The sequence below is a fragment of the Gilliamella sp. Choc4-2 genome (assembly GCF_001690355.1).
In the GTDB taxonomy this organism is placed as follows: Bacteria; Pseudomonadota; Gammaproteobacteria; order Enterobacterales; family Orbaceae; genus Gilliamella; species Gilliamella apicola_A.
In genome coordinates this window covers 76,898-95,033 of record NZ_LZHG01000008.1, presented here as the reverse complement: position 1 = coordinate 95,033, position 18,136 = coordinate 76,898, and the positions used below count along the sequence as shown (strand labels likewise).

Below are 18,136 nucleotides of genomic sequence, written 5' to 3'. Positions count from 1 at the left end.
GAATGAATGCATGAAATTTGATGTGAGTCAAAAAATAGATAAAATAACAGTATTATTTTAAGTAATTACTATAAAAACCATAAAATTTATTTTGAGAAGATGGTAAGAAAAAATTGGTAATAATTTATGAGGCTAAAAAAATATAAATCGCATGTTTATCGTGGTACTTTTTCCTTCATTAAATTACAACTTAAGTATTGCTTGCCTATCAGCAAGGCAAGCATAAATAATTTATTTAGGATTAATTTCTTCAATTGTTTGCATCACTCGTGTTGTTATAAGCGGTTTGAGTATAGTATTCATTTGTTCAATCTTTAAGACGTTAGTCCCGTTTTGGTCATCTAAATAACCTTGTTCACGTAATGCAATAACCAAAGTTGAAAATACGCCTTTATCAAAAAATTCAGGGGCATTAATACCGTGTAATACTGATAATCTTTCAGCAATTAACCGAGCTTCTTTTTCTAAAGAAGATCGGCTGATAGTTGGATCTTTTTGTAATAATGAAAAAGCAATAGTATAACGTTGTAGCATATCTTTAGATGATGATGCAAGTAACTGCAAATCAGATATTTTAAGGTAATTTAAAGTTAGTTTATCTGGTGAATAATCAATTAGATTTAATTCAGCGTAAGTTGCGATGATTTGAGATACATATTTAGTTAGTTGCTCATCATTATGGTAAAGAAATAACTCTGATTTGATTAAAGGGAATAGCAATTTTATCTGTTCAATAACTGCACCTGGTGAAATTTGGTTATATTTTAGTAAAATGCGAGCCACTATAGCAGGAATAATTAATAAATGCTGAATATTATTGCGATAATAAGTCATCAATACTGTTTGTTCTGCCGTTAAGCCTACAATTTCACCAACTTCATCTGTTGTGATAACAAATTTTCCCATTCCTTTAGCGTGTTTGAATAGCTCTTCTGCCGTTTGATCTGGAATGGTAATTAAATTCGAATAGGGAACATTTTTCATTAATTTTAAAAGATAATCAATGTGCTCTAAAAGTTTCGCTTTGGTTAATGCATGCTGATCGGCAGCTAATAATATTGAACTACACAGATTCATGGCGTTAATTGCTGCTGATGAATTAATACATTCCATTATTTGTTTGGCAAGCAAATTGGTTGTCGGTGTTAACCAGTTAGGGCGCTGTATGCCCATTGGTTCAATAGCATCTCGCCAATTAGAAACCTGTTGATTTAAAAATTGGTTAAGGGGTATTGGTTGTCCAAAATTAACATAGCCAAAGCCTAACCTTTTTAATTTAAAAAAAGCTTTAATTGTGCGCCACAAACTCTCTTTTTCTTTTTTAGCGCCACGTAGCTCATTTGCATAGGTTGCTACTTCTAATATATGCTCATAACCAATATAGACAGGTACTATAGTAATTGGTCTGGCATCACCTCGTAATAGGGTTTGAATGGTCATCATCAGCATACCTGTTTTAGGGGCAAGAAGTCTACCAGTACGTGAACGCCCACCTTCAATAAAATATTCAACTGAATAACCTCGGATGAATAGCTCAGCTAGATATTCACGAAAGACGGCTGTATAGAGTTTATTTCCTCTAAATGAACGGCGAATAAAAAATGCACCTAATCGCCTAAAAATAGGACCTGCTGGCCAAAAGTTCAAATTAATGCCAGCAGCAATATGAGGAGGTACTAGCCCTTGGCGATAAAGAACATAAGATAATAGTAAATAGTCCATATGGCTGCGGTGGCAAGGTGCATAAACAATTTCATGACCATTTTGCGCAAGCTCTCGAATTGGATCAGCATTTGTCACTTTAAGCCCTTGATAAAGCCGGTGCCAAGCCCAAGTTAAGGCAAAATCAGTAATTCTAAGCATACGATAAGAAAAATTAGCAGCAATTTCATTTAGCATTGCTAATGCATCTTGTTTAGCTTGATTAAGGCTAATATTTTTACTTTTTGCTTCTTCTTGGATTATTTCTGAAAGACTAGGATTATTTAATAATTTATTCAGCATTTCTTGGCGAATGGGTAGCTTTGGACCTACTGATGCTGTTCTTTGTTTAGCAAAATGAATACGTGCAACACGTGCTAATTTGTGCGCTAAAATAGAAACATCTTGATTATTATCATATTCGATGGCTTTTAATGAAACAGCTCTTGAAAAACGTGTATAACAGTCTCGTCCTGAAGTGATTATTTTATATAATTTATACGTTGCACCAAACACTTGAAGAGATGGTTTTTTTTTGCCTTCTTTATCTGGACTGCGTCCAAACATTACCGATACAGGTAACATTTGAATATCTAATTGTTGATTTTGTTGATGAGCTAAAAGATAATTTCTTAAAATTGTTATAGATTTATACTGTTGTTTGTTTGATGCAAAAATACCTGGCCCTTTATCAATATAAATAAAAGCAGAAACCATTTTGCCATTAATATCAATACGTTTTAATGGATCTGGTAAATTATGATGCAGACAAAGGGAACGAACGACCATTAAGTCTATTTTCGAATGATATGGCAATACATAGAGGATTGGTCTGTTTGTATCAATATCTAATTCAGCAATGGGATCAGTAGGAATAGGTTTGCTTTTAACAAAAAGTTTAATTAGGAGTTGGATAAGTGAAAAATAAGCTTTAGTCCACCAAGAAAACATAAAAATAAACCTCATACTTTTGCGTAAATTATATACATTAAATCATGCCAGGTTGTTAACCAATCAACCAAACAAAAATTGAGTGTTTAGGTTGTAAAGCTAAATAATTCTTTTTTTTAATTAAAAAAAGAGAACTTGATTAAGTATATACTTGTTATCACTTAAAAGTTAGTAAAATTGCACAATCTTTTAGCTAATAACTATATTTGCTATTAATGGTTATAGTAATATATAAGCGTATTATAAAGGTTTATTAATATCAACTTCAACGAATCTCTTTGGATTATAAGGAATGATCTAAGTGCACCGGAATAATTTCTTTAATAAATTTATTAAACTAGTATATATAAAACCTGTTATAAAAGAAGTTAGTATCGTTATTTATATTTTTGTATATAATTAACAAACCATATGATTTATCTATGCATTATTAAAAAATATAATAGTTAGCCTTTTAAAAAGGATAGGTCATTGGTTAAAATTGCTTTTTATTTAATTTATTTAATTAGGTTTTATTTAAAAACGTTTCGAACTTTAAAAATGAATAGTATATTTGTTATTGTTAAATCGTCGAGCTTTCGCTAAAAATAAATGTTTTAGGATTATTAATGTCTGCACTCAGATTATGATGAATACATCTTATTTTTTAATTGGCAAACAATACTTTTGGTATTCGCTCATAATTTCCGATTTTATATTATAAATTTTAATGATATTTGATTTATTTATTGTTGCTTCTAATGCTCTTTTCATTTATTTTTTTCTTTCGATTAAACTATAGTTTATCTTCAGGTTAAACTGAATTATAAGTAACTTGGAGAAAAATAGTATGTTGTTTAACCGAAAATTGATGTGGCTTCAGCTAGAAGTTGGTACTAAATCACTTAATATTACTTTGATACTATCAAACCCCAGTTTTGCCTCATTCGAATAATCATAATGTTTACCGACTAGATATAACACAAATATTTGCAATATAGATCGTTCCACTAATGTGGCGGTTTGCTATCATATGTGTATAGTATTATTCAACTTATTAATTTTAATATATTATTTGATAAAGATATTTTAAAATAGTGTAAACAAACAGCATCACTTAAACGTCCCCAATTTTGACTAATAAAAATTTCTATTAATTAAACTTTTCAAATTTATACTTTTTGATATTTCCTTAATTAAATGTTTTAACGAAAATCAGCAATTAATTATTTTACTAAAAATAAGTTTTATTAAATTAATTTTTATTTCGATACAATATATCTAAAATATAACGTAACTCTTTAATCTCTAATTGACCAGGTGCCGAAGCGTTTTTGGCTGCACCAAAAGTCATTGCTGAACCAAACGTTGCACTAGCAATACGGCTCACGACGCCAAGCTCTGCCATAGACATGGTAATGATAGGTTTGGTTGCATATTTCTGGTTCATTTCAGTGGTGGCAGCAAGTAATGTTAATACATCATCTGTTGTTTGTGGCATAACAGCAATTTTGGGAATGTCTGCGCCAAGTTCTTGCATTTTTTTTAGTCGATAGATAATATCTCTTTTAGATGGCGTTTTTTCAAAATCATGATTTGATACCACAACAAATACCTGATGTTTGTGTGCAACATCAATAATATCTTTTACATAGTTATCACCAATAAACATCTCAACATCAATCAGATCGATAAACCCGCTACAAGCCATTTCTTTATTTAATTGAATATAAGATGTTAATGGCCATGGCTTAGCTCCACCTTCGTTTGCGGTTCTAAAAGTGAATAAAATGGGTTTATTTGGTAGTAAATCTGTTATTTTTTTAGCGACTAACTTTACAGTATTAAGATTATCAACGTGGATAAAGTGATCAACACGCCACTCTAAAACGTCAAAATCAATTGATTGTAAAAATTGTACTTCATCAATTAATTCTGCTTCAGTTTTACCGATAATTGGCACAATAATTTTGGGTGCGCCTGAACCGATTTCAAGTTTTTTGATGGTTAGTGTTTTCATTTTGTATCCTGTTAGCTAAAAATTCCGTTAATAGACCATAATTTTATCTGGTTTTAATTTTGTATTAAATAAAACAGTAGCATGAAGTCATTAGCATAAGAAATTATTTATTAATCATTAAAACCCATTTGCTCTTTCACATAATCAATAGGGGCATCTTCGCCTGTCCAAATTTTTATTTGAGCTGCACCTTGCCATAACATCATGCCAATACCATTTAATATTTTACAACCTTGTTGCTCAGCTATTTCAAGTAGTTTTGTTTTACGCGGACTATAAATACAATCTGTAACAACAAGATCGGGGGGTAACATTGTTGGATCTGTAATTAAGCTTTTTCCTTCTAACGGTTTCATTCCGACACCTGTTGCATTGCAAAGTACAACACTATCTGAAATTTCTTTGCGTAGTTGATCTTTATCGGCCAGATCGAACACGCATACATCACATTGAGTATTATGATTTAATTTTTTCGCAATGGTCTCTATTTTTGTATAGCACTCATCTTTTTGATTAAAGACAGTGATCTCTTTTACGCCATCAAGAGCAGCTTGTACAACAATGGCTGTTGCAGCCCCTCCAGCACCTAGAATGGTTATTTTTTTGCCTATTATATCAATATTGGCTTCTTTGAGCATGCGCATGTAGCCCATTCCATCTGTGTTATAGCCTGTTAAAACACCATTATCATTTGAAATAGTATTACACGCACCACTCATTTCCACAGCAGGTGTTAACTTATCAAGGTATTGGCAGACTAGTTGTTTGTTGGGCATAGACACGGCACTGCCACGTAATCCTAATGCTCGTATTCCTTTAATTGCGTCAGGGAGTTTTTTTTGGTCAACTTCAAATGCTAAATAAACATAAGGTACCTTTAGTTTAGAATAAATGGTATTTTGCATTTGAGGGGATAAGCTATGGCGAATAGGGTAAGCCATTAAACCAATCAGTAAAAAATGTCCGTCGATATTATTTCTCATTAACAACTCTCCACAATAGCCCTACATTTTAGTTAAAGGCTATTTTTAGAATTTTTTATTAACACATTTTTAATTTTATATATATTTATATATAGATGAAAGAGTGAGTATACACTATCGATTGCACTTTCAACATCTATGGCCTAGAATAATAAGTTTTCTTCTTAAATAAGAATTTATTTTATGAATACAGTGCTTGATTTGTTTTCTTCAATAAATGCGGTTGTCGTTGCGGTAATTTGCATGTTAATTTTATCTCTTTGCCGTGTTCATGTCGTTATTAGCTTAATAATTGGCGCATTTGTTGGTGGACTATTTAGCCATTTATCGTTAAAAGAAACTATTGATGCATTTAATACTGGGATCAGCAATGGAGCTAATATTGCGCTTTCTTATGCTATGTTAGGAGCGTTTGCAGTTGCAATATCAAAATCTGGCTTACCCGAATTATTGGCTGATAAAGCTATTAAGCAACTTACATCAAGCGATGCAAAAAAACGTATCAAGTGGATTTTGATTGTTATTATTGGGTTAGTAAGTATTTCATCGCAAAATGTTATTCCTATTCATATTGCTTTTATTCCGCTTTTAATTCCACCACTTTTATACGTAATGTCCCGTTTACAGCTTGATAGAAGAATGGTTGCTTGTATTATGACATTTGGATTAATTACGCCTTATATGTTTTTACCGGTAGGATTTGGAAATATCTTTTTGAATCAAATTTTATTAAAAAACATTACTGCATCAGGAATGGATGTTAGCCATGTAAATGTAATGCATGCAATGGCAATTCCTGCATTAGGTATGTTTGTTGGTTTATTATGGGCTATTTTTATCAGTTATCGTAAACCTAGAGAATATAAAATTATTCATAAAGAGGCGAATCAAGAAGCTTTAAAAGATGTGAATAAGCGTTCACTTATTGTTTCATTATTGGCGATTGTTCTATCTTTTACTATTCAACTTTATACTGGTTCAATGATTTTAGGTGCCTTAATTGGTTTTATTTGCTTTATTGTATCGGGTTCGATTAAATGGGGCGAAGCTGATGGCGTTTTTACGGACGGCATCAAAATGATGGCTATGATCGGGTTTGTGATGATTTCAGCACAAGGTTTTGCCGAAGTGTTAAAACAGACTCACGAAATAGAACCTTTGGTTATCAACAGTGCAGCATTATTTGCTGGTAATAAAGTGATTGCCGCTTTTGTGATGATGCTAATTGGTCTGGTTATTACATTAGGTATTGGATCTTCATTTTCGACAGTCCCTATCATTGCCGCAGTATATGTACCACTTTGTGTACAACTCGGTTTTTCACCAATTGCCACCGTATGCTTAATTGGTGCATCAGGTGCGATAGGTGATGCGGGATCGCCACCATCAGATACTATTTTAGCGACCTCTTCTGGGCTAAATAGTGATGGGCAACATGATCATATTCGTGATAGTGTTATTCCAACATTTACCCATTTTAATATTCCATTATTTATTGCTGGTTGGATTGGCTCGTTAATTTTATAAGTTAATCCAATTAAATGAATTAAGGTCGTTATTCATTATGAATAAAAAATCATCCCAAAATATTAGAGCCATTTGTGGGCAAGCTATTTTTAATGTGCTAGAAGAAGGACAGTCATTAAGCGCTACATTGACAACTTTAAACCACAAAATAGCCGATAAAGATAAGGCGTTAGTACAAGAAATCTGTTTTGGTGTGATGCGAGTGTTACCAGAACTCAACTTTTATATTCATACCTTGATGAGTAAAGTATTAACGGGTAAAAATAGAATTTTACATGACCTATTGTTAGTGGGTATTTACCAAATTCTCTATACCCGTATTCCAGCACATGCAGCAGTTGGTGAGACAGTTAATGCGGTCAATACTCTCAAAAAAACACAGCTTAAAGGGGTTGTAAATGGTGTATTGCGTGAGTTTTTGCGCCAACAAACATCATTACAACAACAATTTACACAAGACAGCAAGCAACAAAACCAGCAGACATTACACCCAAGTTGGTTGTTAACACGCCTTAAGCAAGCCTATCCAGAGCAGTGGCAAGCCATTGTTCATGCTAATAATCAAAAGCCACCAATGTGGTTGCGAGTTAATCTTAACCAATATTCAGTAAGTGATTACCAACAATTACTTGCTGAACAACAAATTGAGTCTGATAGCTTTCCAGAGTTACCTAGTGCTCTGCGATTATTGTCGCCTGTCAATGTAAATAAATTACCCTATTTTGATGAGGGTGCTGTTACGGTACAAGATCTGTCTGCGCAATATGCCGCTTATTTGTTAGCACCGCAAAATGGCGAGCTCATTTTGGATATGTGCGCAGCACCTGGTGGTAAAACCACACATATTTTAGAAGTTGCTCCAAAAGCACAAGTTTTAGCGGTGGATATTGAGCCTAGCCGAGTGAAGCGCATTCACGAAAATTTAACTCGATTAAACTTATATGCCGAAGTTAAAGTTGGTGATGGATTAACCCCAGAACGATGGTGTAAAGGGCAACAATTTAATCGCATTTTACTTGATGCGCCTTGCTCAGCAACAGGCGTTATCCGCCGTCATCCAGATATAAAATGGTTACGCCGAGATAGTGATATTGCCCAATTAACTGAGCTACAACATGCAATCTTAACTAATATTTGGTCTTATTTAAAAACTGGTGGTACTTTAGTTTATGCCACTTGTTCAATTCTACCAGACGAAAATAAATTACAAATTGAGCGTTTTTTACAAGAAAACATCAGCGCCAAATTACAAGGTGAAATTAAACAATTTTTACCTACTGAAAATGGTGGTGATGGTTTCTTTTATGCAGTATTAAAGAAAGTATAATTTTCCCTTTTATTTTTGTTAAAAAGTTTCAGGTAACTATGTGTTTAAGTATAAAAAACTAAAAAAATCACACAATCCTAATTTGGACAATCTTTAGTAGTTGTGATAAATTTTGGGCTTGTTTTATCTTATAAAGATGTTCAGATATGGCTTATACTCTCACCTACAATGATTTACCTGAAAATATCCAACATTGGCAAGGTTTACCGCTGTCATTAAATGGCTGTGAAGTGGTTCCTTTAGATTATAATGCAGGTAAAACAGGCTGGATTATTTATGGTAAAAAGTTAAATAAAACAGTCTTATCAAAATTCCAAGATCAACTTGCTATGCCAATGGTGATTGTTTCATCATGGAAAATCAAAACTTATCAGATTGTTCGTATTGCAGGGGTGATACCTAAAAAAGCTAAATCGATATCATTAGCATTAGGTATTGATGTTGCCCCAATCGATAATTTACCCACGCTACGCTCCCCGGGGTTACTTGTTATGGACATGGATTCGACAGCGATTGGCATTGAATGTATTGATGAACTGGCCAAATTGCATGGTGTAGGGCAGCAAGTTGCAGCGGTAACTGAACAAGCTATGCGTGGTGAACTTGATTTTGCCACAAGTTTGCGAAAACGTGTGGCAACCTTAAAAGGGGTGCATCAAGCTATTTTAGATCAAGTTAAAGATAATTTACCACTTACTCCTGGGCTTACTTATTTAGTAAAAGAATTGCATAAAAAAAATTGGCATGTTGCTATTGCCTCAGGCGGTTTTACCTATTTTGCGGATCATTTAAAGCAAAAGTTAAAATTAGTTGACGTTTATGCTAATGAATTAGAAATCAAACATGGAAAATTAACTGGTAAAGTTTCTGGTCAAATTGTTGATGCAAAATATAAAGCAAGGACATTACAACAACTAGCAGCATCGTTGGAAATTCCCATTGAACAAACTGTCGCAATTGGTGATGGAGCCAATGATTTGATGATGATTCGTATTGCTGGTCTAGGTGTTGCTTATCATGGTAAACCTAAAGTTGTCGAAAAAGCACGAATTAGTATTAATTATGCAGATTTAACAGGTTTATGGTGTATTTTATCCACTAGTTTATTAAGTGAAGGTTAGGAGATTAAATTGGCAAAAGCAGTAAAACGTGCTTATGTTTGTAATGATTGTGGAGCAGATTACCCACGTTGGCAAGGGCAATGTAGTTCATGCCATGCTTGGAACACCATTACCGAAGTTAGGCTTGCAAGTACCTCTTCACGTAATGACAGATTAACGGGTTATGCAGGTAGCGGGATTGGGCAAGCTAAAATTCAAAAATTGTCCGAGATCAGTTTAGAGGCACTGCCAAGATTTTCAACTGGTTTTTCAGAATTTGATCGTGTGCTTGGTGGTGGTGTCGTACCGGGGAGTGCCATTCTCATAGGAGGGAATCCCGGAGCAGGTAAAAGTACGTTGTTACTGCAAACCATGAGTAAACTCTCATCACAAATGAATACACTTTATGTTACTGGTGAAGAATCCCTCCAACAAGTTGCGATGCGTGCCCATCGATTAGGTTTACCTGCGGATAATATTAATATGTTGTCCGAAACCAGTATTGAGCAAATCTGTTTATTGGCTGAGCAGTCCAAGCCTAAATTAATGGTGATTGACTCTATCCAAGTGATGCACCTTACTGATATCCAATCTTCGCCTGGTAGTGTTGCACAAGTACGCGAAACAGCTGCTTATTTAACTCGTTTTGCCAAAACAAAAGGCATTGCCATTATCATGGTGGGGCATGTTACTAAAGATGGCTCTCTTGCTGGTCCAAAAGTACTTGAGCACTGTATTGACTGCTCAATTTTATTAGATGGCGATGCCGACTCACGTTTTAGAACTCTACGTAGTCATAAAAACCGTTTTGGAGCAGTAAATGAGCTGGGTGTATTTGCTATGACCGAACAAGGTTTAAAAGAGGTTAGCAACCCATCAGCAATCTTTTTAAGCCGTGGAGATGAAATGCTACCGGGTAGTTCGGTAATGGTATTGTGGGAAGGTACTCGCCCATTATTGGTCGAAATCCAAGCGCTAGTCGATCACTCGATGTATGGTAATCCAAGACGTGTGACTGTAGGATTAGATCAAAATCGGCTTGCATTATTGCTTGCAGTATTGCATAGGCATGGGGGATTGCAAATGGCCGATCAAGATATTTTTGTTAATGTTGTTGGTGGTGTAAAAGTTACCGAAACAAGTGCGGATTTAGCATTGATTGCAGCACTTGTATCAAGTTTTCGCAATCGTCCGTTGCCACAAGATATCGTTATTTTTGGTGAAATTGGCCTTGGTGGCGAAATTCGACCAGTACCGAGCGGACAAGAACGTATCTCTGAAGCGGCTAAACATGGTTTTAAAAAAGCAATTGTACCTATTGCCAATATGCCGAAGAAGCCCGAAAATATGCAGATTTTTGCAGTTAAAAAAGTGTCAGAAGCACTAGATATTTTAGGTGATTTTTAAAAACCATATAAAATAGTAATAGTTAAAATTAATCCGCCAATAAGATTATCGGCGGATTAAAGCTGGATTCAATTTTATTAAATGGGTTAATATTATTGTTTAATAACAAATTTCATAACAAGGTTGATAAGCGCTTCCTCCTGGCAATTTCATTCGGTTTTGTTTAACAAAACTACGCAATAAATTATCAAGTTGCTGCATAATTTCAATATCACCTTGTAATTTGTATCGACCATTTTCGGCAATTTGCTTCATACCAAATTCTTTAACATTTCCTGCAACAATACCAGAAAACGCACGACGCAAATCAGCGGCTAACAGCTCGACAGGTTGCTCACGATGAAGATTTAATGAGGCCATATTAGCGTGAGTAGGTTCGAAAGTATGTTGTAATGATTCATCGATTTTTAATAGCCAATTAAACCCATAAGCATCGCCTGTTTTTAAGCGTGAAGCTTTAACATGCTTAACACCCTCTTTCATAATACGAGCTACTTGTTCAGGTGAGTCGATAATAATTTGATAAAGTTTAGTTGCCTCATCGCCTAATGTGCTACGAATAAAGCTGTCGATAGAAGCAAAATAGGACTCGCACTCTTTAGGACCCGTTAAAATTAGAGGTAATGTTTGATGTTTATTGGCAGGGTTTAATAAAATACCCAGAATATAAAGCAATTCCTCGGCGGTTCCCGGTCCACCAGGGAAGATAATAATGCCATGAGCCATTCGTACAAATGCTTCAAGGCGTTTTTCGATATCGGGCATAATAATCAATTCATTGACTAATGCATTAGGTGGTTCAGCTGCAATAATTGATGGTTCTGTCATACCAATAAAACGGCTTTCTTTATAACGCTGTTGCGCATGACCAACAGCAGCGCCTTTCATTGGAGCTTCCATAACACCTGGACCACAACCAGTACAAATGTTAAGTTCGCGCAAACCAAGTTGCATACCTACTTGACGAGCATAATAGTATTCATTTTCGTTAATCGAATGTCCACCCCAGCAAACAACCAAATTTGGCTCTTCACCCACATGGAGCGCATTGGCATTGCGTAAAATAGAAAAAACAAGGTTTGTAATATAAAACGATTGATCCCTTTCAAATTTGAAATCGGAAATAAGCTCTTTAACTGCACTGATTTGACTATTTAAAAAAAGGATATCGCGTAGTACAGCAAAAAGGTTAGCTTGAATTGAGCGAATAATTTTACCATCAACAAAAGCACTTTTTGGTGCATTAACCAATTCCAACTTGACACCACGCTCTTTGCTAATCACATTAATTTCGAAAGACTGGAATCTATCTAACAGATCTTTAGTATTATCAGTCTTACTGCCTGCATTTAGTGTCGCTAAAGAGCAATTTCTATATAATTTATAAAGCTCACTATTGGCGGATTTTTTTAAAATATCGACTTCTGCTTGAGCAAGTAAATCCATTGATCCTAATGGGCTAATATGGGTGATCATTGCAACCTCGATTTATCGGTTTCATCTAAAAAAGTTATTATATACCTAAACAGATGGAATAGATAACTTGGTAAAATAACATTTTATTTTGTTATACCTTTAAGAGTGAGGTCGCATTTTTTCGATAATTTGGTTACTGTACTGTTGAATTGCTAATAGTCAAAAAATAAAGTCTATGTTAGACTTAGTTAAACTCTGAAGCTCTTTTACTAAAGTGTTTTTTATTGATTTTATATGTTAGGTGAGCTGTGGTATAGCACAAAAATTGCTATGCTCTTGGATTTGGATAAGGTGTTTAAACTTATATGCAATTAGTTGATAATTATCGACGTCGATTTCAGTATCTGCGTTTATCGATTACTGAATTGTGTAATTTTCAGTGCCAGTACTGTTTACCGAGAGGTTATCAGCCTAACAAGGAACATAAATTTTTGTCGCTCAATGAAATTAATCAAGTTGTGGCAACATTTACTGAGCTCGGTGTACGCAAAATTCGGTTAACCGGTGGTGAGCCTACTTTGCGTCGCGATTTTATTGATATCTTATCGCTCATATCTTCCTATCCCAGCGTGAAGGAACTCGCTATTACGACCAATGGTTCACGTTTATTAAAAAATATTCACCATTGGCATCAAGCTGGTTTAAATGCGATTAATATTAGTATTGATAGTTTTTCTCCCCATTTATTTAAATTAATTACTGGTCAAAATAAGCTTAAAGAATTACTGCAGTGTGTTGATAAATCGTTAGAAGTAGGTATAAAAAAAGTCAAAATTAACACTGTTTTGATGAAAAACATGAATGATAATTTAAATGATTATTTGTTATGGATTAAAGATATTCCAGTAGAGTTGCGCTTTATTGAACTTATGGAAACAGGCGAAAGCAATGATGTATTTAATCGTTATCACTTGTCTGGTAGTTTTATTGAAACACAATTAATTGCGCAGGGGTGGGAGTTACAACCCAAAAAACCTTTATCAGGTCCTGCTAAGATTTATGTGCACAGCGACTATCAAGGAAAAATTGGTTTGATTATGCCCTATTCAAAAGATTTTTGTAAAAGTTGCAATCGATTACGTGTATCATCTATCGGTAAATTACATTACTGCCTATTTGGCGATGCGGCGGTTGATTTACGTGATTTGTTGGAAAGCTCAGAACAGAAACAACAATTAAAAGCAAGAATTCTTGCTTCATTAATGATTAAACCAGAAAAGCATTTGTTACATGATCATCATGTAGGACTCACCCCTAATTTATCTTATATCGGTGGATAATTGGCTGTTCTGTTTTGGAACTTTGTCAATTTGCCAATGTTGTATAGCCCAATCTAGTAACTGTTTTTGAGTGGCGTCTTGCCAATTTTCTGGCACACATTGCCCTAGAAACTGTAAAGCCTGGACGGTTAACGCTTTAAAATTGTTTAAATCAATCGGGCTAGCATGATTTTGTTTTGATAGTTTATTGCCATTTTTATCTAATACTAGTGGTAAATGGCAGTAACTTGGCACAGAAAAACCAAGCAGTTGATATAGTGAGATTTGTTTTGCAGTAACAGGTAAAAGATCTGCGCCACGAACAATTTCGGTAATTCCTTGTTCATGATCGTCTAATACTACCACTAAGTTATAGGCAAATAAGCCGCCTTTTCGGTGAATAATAAAATCTTCTTGCGCGCTTGCTTTTTCAACTGTTTGTAAGCCACGAATCTGATCTTTAAATTGAAAAATAGGATGATTTTGTTTTAAACGTATAGCAACTTGTTGTTTATTATTGATAGATAAATGTCGTTTACGACAAAAGTTATCGTAAATACCATTTGTTAGGTTTTGAATTCGTTGTCTAGTACAGTCACAATAATAAGCTTCTTGTTTGTCTATTAGTGTTTTTAAAATAGTGCGGTAACGCTCACAGCAAGATGATTGATACAAGACCGTATCATCCCAATATAGATTAAGTGCTTCAAGCGTTTTTAATATAAGTGATGATGCCCCTTTGACTTCTCGTGGTGGGTCGATATCTTCGATACGGACAAGCCATTTACCACGACAAGATTTAGCTTGGAGATAACTACCAAGAGCTGTTACCAACGAACCGAAATGTAACGGTCCTGATGGTGAAGGGGCAAAACGACCGATATAATACATAGGTCTTATTTAAGATTAATAGACAAAACTAGGATTACATTCCCATTTGTTTTTCACGAAGTTCAGCAAGAGTTTTACAATCGATACATAAATCGGCTGTAGGTCTTGCTTCTAAACGACGTATACCGATTTCAATACCACAAGATTCACAAAAACCAAAATCATCAGTTTCAATCTTTTTTAATGTTTTTTCAATTTTTTTAATAAGTTTACGTTCTCTATCACGTGCTCTTAATTCTAGGCTAAACTCCTCTTCTTGAGTTGCTCTATCAGCAGGATCTGGAAAATTTGCTGCTTCATCTTGCATATGTGAAACAGTTTTACCCATTTCTCCTTGTAGCTGAGTAAGCCATGCTTCCAAGATAAGCTTAAAATGTTTCAATTGCTTAGAATTCATATACTCCTCATCTTTTGCCTCTTTATAAGGTTCAAGCCCAGCAATTGAAAGCAGGCTAAGAGAAGATGTATTTAATTTTTGTTCCTTTTTCACTGCAATCCCCTTAGATACAGATTATTCGCAAGCGCTAAACTATAGCAATAAATTAGCTATTGGCAAAATTTTTTTATGTTTTTTTTTAAGTAAACTATGTAGATTAATATAACTGCGTGTTATAAATAAATTTTATTATCAATTCCACTGTTTCATGCCATTTATAGGGCATTTAACGACTAAGTCATGTAAGTTATCATTATCAGGTAATATCAATTCCGGAGCGATATCAAAAAGAGGGTAGAGTACAAATTCCCTATGTTTCATATGGTAATGTGGTATAGTAAGCCTTTCACTATTAATAATTAAATTATCATACAATAAAATATCTAAATCTAGGGTTCTAGCACTCCAACGGTTATCTTTGCGTACGCGTCCTTGTGCTTTTTCAATAGTTTGTAGTTCATCAAGCAATGCTATAGGCGATAAGCTTGTCGTCAGTTTAATTACTGCATTAAGATAATCATTTTGATCTTGTGGTCCTAAGGGCTTACTTCGGTAAAATGGTGAAATATCTACCACTTTTGTGCTAGGCAAACAGCGTAATGATTCAATAGCACGATTAGCTTGTGCAAACGGATCTTCAAGGTTGCTCCCTAAAGCAACATAACAAATTGACATAATTAGACTTATTTTTTGTGATATTAAATATAATTGAATGGCAATATCTTAGCACATAAAACAATTGCCAAGAATGATTATATAAATAGATTCATGCTTATGACTTTGTGTTATAAAAATATAACCATATAATCTTTAACTTTTTATCTATTTTTCATTATGTTACCTATGGTAAAGCAAATTACTTTATTAAATGGTTATTTTTATTAGTTATTGTATTTATTGAGAATATAAAATGAATTTAGGTCAACAATTAAGTTTTTTAATAAAAAATACTTCAATAATCAGTGATCCTCAAGTTATTGATTGTGCTATCAAGGGGATAATCGATTATTTTGCCTGTAGTTTACAAGCTTGTCAGGAAGATGATGTTCATAAATTACTAGCATGGATAGCAGATGAGGGTGGAAATACTAGAGCTTTGCTGATTGGTCAAAAAAAGTTAGCTACGGCAAGGCAAGCAGCACTTTTTAATGGCTTCCAAGCGCATTGTTTAGATTATGATGATGTACATTCAGATGTTAGAGGCCACCCCTCAGCCGTTATTTTATCCGCTCTTATTGCTAGTGTTCGATTAGATAGTATTGAACAAAAGATTGATAGTCGACGTTTTTTAACGGCTTATGTTATTGGTATTGAAGTGATGGCTTTGTTGGGTAAAAGTGTTAATCCACAGCATTATGAAAAAGGTTGGCATGCAACTATTACTTTGGGTGGAATTGCTGCCACTGCTGCTATTTGTTATCTCTATGATGAACCTTTTTTATCACAGGCATTAACATTAGCAGCTACACAAGCATCAGGAATGCGTTTGTTAATGGGTACTCCGATCAAATTTTTACATGCAGGATTAGCAGCACAGCATGCTGTACAATCCGTTGAATGGTTAAGAGCTGGTATACATGCCGATCAGGATTTTTTAGATGATAAATTAGGTTTTTTGGCTATTTATGGGCAAGGTAATACACATTTTGATTTAAGTCATTGGGGTAAAACTTGGAAGATTGTGGATCCCGGATTATGGTTTAAAAATTATTCTTATTGTTCAGCTGCTGCTTATATTGCTGATGCGGGTCAATTACTTTACCAAAATCTTAGCTTTGAATTTGATAATATTAATAATATTAATAATATTGTTATTTATTTTGCACCGCCAAATAGTGATGCTGCATTGATATATAAAACCCCTTCATTGGCGCAGCAAGGACGTTTTTCGGCTGAATATGTTTTAGCATTAACTCTTTTAGGATTGCCACTTGGTTTTGAGCAGTTTTCATCACAACCTATTTCAAATGCAATAAAACAATTAATGCAGAAGATGAAACGAAGTTATCAAACGCATCTTACGCCACATCCAGAAGCTTATAATGGGCGTTATGTAATTATTGATATTTTTCTTAAAAATGGTAAAAAGATAAGTCAGCGTATTGATATTCCCAAAGGTTCTCCTAAAAACCCATATAGCCAAACTGAAATGTCGTTAAAATTGCATTCAGCGATTAAAGATCAAGCTAAAACAGAGCAATTATTAACAGATATTCATAAACTAGCAAAAGGTTTAGATATTCGTCAATTTCTATTATCTTATTTATTTACTCTTTAAATGTTAAATTATTATCATTAGTTAGTATATTTTTTAACTAAATTTCAAAATCAATTTCGTCAGTTAGCTGGCGTAAAAATCGTTGCGTAATTTCATTTTGAGGATTATCGATGACTGATTTTGCTGGTCCCTCTTCGATAATCATTCCTTCTGCCATAAAGATAATTCGATCTGCAACGTACTTAGCAAACTCCATTTCATGTGTTACTATAATCATAGTAATATGTTCTTTTGCTAGCTGTAGCATGACTTGCAATACTTCGTGTACTCGCTCAGGATCGAGTGCAGAAGTCGGTTCATCAAATAATAATACATTTGGTTTAACAGCTAAAGCTCTTGCAATTGCAACACGTTGTTGTTGACCACCCGATAAAGTGATGGGATATTGTGTTGCGTATGGCAACATACCGACTCGTTCTAATAATGATAATCCTTGTTGTTTTGCTTTGGTTTTATCCATTTTTTGACCAACAATTAATGGATAAGTTATATTTTCTAATGCTGTTTTATTTTTAAATAAATTATAGTGTTGGAAAACCATAGCGGACTGTTTTCGTAAGTTGCTTTCTTCTTTAATACTATAATGCTTACTATTAAGTGATACAGTTCCTATTTTGATAGTGCCTGTATTTGGTTTTTCTAGTAAATTTAAACAACGTAACAGAGTTGATTTTCCTGAGCCTGATGGGCCAATAATGGCAACAACTTCACCTTGTTTTATATTTAAGTTGATGTCCTTTAATACTTCATTATTTGCAAAACGTTTAGATAAATGCGAAACAGAAATCATAACCTTACTCC

At 34.2% G+C, this 18,136-nt stretch carries 14 protein-coding genes; 6 read left to right on the top strand and 8 right to left on the bottom strand.

Annotated elements, in window-relative coordinates; genetic code table 11:
• Positions 1-231: 231 nt before the first annotated feature.
• From plsB to A9G34_RS01780, 3 genes are all read right to left on the bottom strand, one after another.
• Positions 232-2,652: a glycerol-3-phosphate 1-O-acyltransferase PlsB gene (gene plsB / locus A9G34_RS01790; protein WP_065568702.1), complete on the bottom strand. Its 2,421-nt coding sequence runs from the start codon at positions 2,650-2,652 to the stop codon at positions 232-234.
• Between the two features lie 1,234 nt (positions 2,653-3,886).
• The gene (gene aroD / locus A9G34_RS01785) at positions 3,887-4,651 is read right to left on the bottom strand and encodes a type I 3-dehydroquinate dehydratase (protein WP_034948360.1); all 765 of its coding nucleotides are present in this window, start codon (positions 4,649-4,651) and stop codon (positions 3,887-3,889) included.
• Between the two features lie 110 nt (positions 4,652-4,761).
• Positions 4,762-5,634 (bottom strand): shikimate dehydrogenase, encoded by an 873-nt coding sequence (locus A9G34_RS01780; protein ID WP_034948359.1) that lies wholly within the window; start codon positions 5,632-5,634, stop codon positions 4,762-4,764.
• 183 nt (positions 5,635-5,817) lie between these two features.
• Between A9G34_RS01780 and A9G34_RS01775 the strand changes: the two genes are divergently transcribed.
• From A9G34_RS01775 to radA, 4 genes are all read left to right on the top strand, one after another.
• A complete protein-coding gene (locus tag A9G34_RS01775) occupies positions 5,818-7,161 on the top strand; it encodes a Na+/H+ antiporter family protein (RefSeq protein ID WP_065568701.1) in 1,344 nt (447 codons plus the stop codon).
• A 37-nt stretch (positions 7,162-7,198) separates the two neighbouring features.
• Positions 7,199-8,488, top strand: coding sequence for a 16S rRNA (cytosine(967)-C(5))-methyltransferase RsmB (gene rsmB / locus A9G34_RS01770; protein WP_065568700.1), 1,290 nt, complete (start codon positions 7,199-7,201; stop codon positions 8,486-8,488).
• A 146-nt stretch (positions 8,489-8,634) separates the two neighbouring features.
• Positions 8,635-9,609, top strand: coding sequence for a phosphoserine phosphatase (gene serB / locus A9G34_RS01765; protein ID WP_065568699.1), 975 nt, complete (start codon positions 8,635-8,637; stop codon positions 9,607-9,609).
• A 9-nt stretch (positions 9,610-9,618) separates the two neighbouring features.
• Positions 9,619-10,995 carry a DNA repair protein RadA gene (gene radA / locus A9G34_RS01760; RefSeq protein ID WP_065568698.1) on the top strand — a complete coding sequence of 459 codons (1,377 nt, stop codon included), beginning with the start codon at positions 9,619-9,621 and terminating at the stop codon, positions 10,993-10,995.
• A 99-nt stretch (positions 10,996-11,094) separates the two neighbouring features.
• On the opposite strand, the gene ppnN is transcribed toward radA, so the two are convergent.
• Complete coding sequence (gene ppnN, locus A9G34_RS01755) at positions 11,095-12,471, bottom strand: nucleotide 5'-monophosphate nucleosidase PpnN (RefSeq protein ID WP_034948351.1); 1,377 nt, start codon at positions 12,469-12,471, stop codon at positions 11,095-11,097.
• Positions 12,472-12,776: 305 nt separating this feature from the next.
• On the opposite strand from ppnN, the gene moaA reads away from it, so the two are divergent.
• The gene (gene moaA / locus A9G34_RS01750; protein ID WP_034948348.1) at positions 12,777-13,751 is read left to right on the top strand and encodes a GTP 3',8-cyclase MoaA; all 975 of its coding nucleotides are present in this window, start codon (positions 12,777-12,779) and stop codon (positions 13,749-13,751) included.
• On the opposite strand, the gene gluQRS is transcribed toward moaA, so the two are convergent.
• From gluQRS to folK, 3 genes are all read right to left on the bottom strand, one after another.
• Entirely contained in the window at positions 13,731-14,621 is an 891-nt protein-coding gene (gluQRS, locus tag A9G34_RS01745) for a tRNA glutamyl-Q(34) synthetase GluQRS (protein ID WP_065568697.1), read from the bottom strand. The two genes, moaA and gluQRS, sit on opposite strands and share 21 nt — an antisense overlap.
• 34 nt (positions 14,622-14,655) lie before the next feature.
• Complete coding sequence (dksA, locus tag A9G34_RS01740) at positions 14,656-15,111, bottom strand: RNA polymerase-binding protein DksA (protein WP_034948343.1); 456 nt, start codon at positions 15,109-15,111, stop codon at positions 14,656-14,658.
• Positions 15,112-15,249: 138 nt separating this feature from the next.
• Entirely contained in the window at positions 15,250-15,732 is a 483-nt protein-coding gene (gene folK, locus A9G34_RS01735) for a 2-amino-4-hydroxy-6-hydroxymethyldihydropteridine diphosphokinase (protein WP_065568696.1), read from the bottom strand.
• A 235-nt stretch (positions 15,733-15,967) separates the two neighbouring features.
• On the opposite strand from folK, the gene A9G34_RS01730 reads away from it, so the two are divergent.
• Positions 15,968-17,335 carry an MmgE/PrpD family protein gene (locus tag A9G34_RS01730; RefSeq protein ID WP_065568695.1) on the top strand — a complete coding sequence of 456 codons (1,368 nt, stop codon included), beginning with the start codon at positions 15,968-15,970 and terminating at the stop codon, positions 17,333-17,335.
• A gap of 37 nt (positions 17,336-17,372) precedes the next feature.
• Here the strand turns inward: A9G34_RS01730 and A9G34_RS01725 are convergent, their stop codons facing one another.
• Positions 17,373-18,125, bottom strand: a complete 753-nt coding sequence (locus A9G34_RS01725) for an amino acid ABC transporter ATP-binding protein (protein ID WP_065568694.1) — start codon at positions 18,123-18,125, stop codon at positions 17,373-17,375.
• Positions 18,126-18,136: the final 11 nt, after the last annotated feature.

Coding starts and splice junctions, on each gene's coding strand:
- plsB (WP_065568702.1), bottom strand. CDS start 2,652: ATGTTTTCTTGGTGGACTAAAGCTTATTTTTCACTTATCCAACTCCTA.
- aroD (WP_034948360.1), bottom strand. CDS start 4,651: ATGAAAACACTAACCATCAAAAAACTTGAAATCGGTTCAGGCGCACCC.
- A9G34_RS01780 (WP_034948359.1), bottom strand. CDS start 5,634: ATGAGAAATAATATCGACGGACATTTTTTACTGATTGGTTTAATGGCT.
- A9G34_RS01775 (WP_065568701.1), top strand. CDS start 5,818: ATGAATACAGTGCTTGATTTGTTTTCTTCAATAAATGCGGTTGTCGTT.
- rsmB (WP_065568700.1), top strand. CDS start 7,199: ATGAATAAAAAATCATCCCAAAATATTAGAGCCATTTGTGGGCAAGCT.
- serB (WP_065568699.1), top strand. CDS start 8,635: ATGGCTTATACTCTCACCTACAATGATTTACCTGAAAATATCCAACAT.
- ppnN (WP_034948351.1), bottom strand. CDS start 12,471: ATGATCACCCATATTAGCCCATTAGGATCAATGGATTTACTTGCTCAA.
- moaA (WP_034948348.1), top strand. CDS start 12,777: ATGCAATTAGTTGATAATTATCGACGTCGATTTCAGTATCTGCGTTTA.
- gluQRS (WP_065568697.1), bottom strand. CDS start 14,621: ATGTATTATATCGGTCGTTTTGCCCCTTCACCATCAGGACCGTTACAT.
- folK (WP_065568696.1), bottom strand. CDS start 15,732: ATGTCAATTTGTTATGTTGCTTTAGGGAGCAACCTTGAAGATCCGTTT.
- A9G34_RS01730 (WP_065568695.1), top strand. CDS start 15,968: ATGAATTTAGGTCAACAATTAAGTTTTTTAATAAAAAATACTTCAATA.
- A9G34_RS01725 (WP_065568694.1), bottom strand. CDS start 18,125: ATGATTTCTGTTTCGCATTTATCTAAACGTTTTGCAAATAATGAAGTA.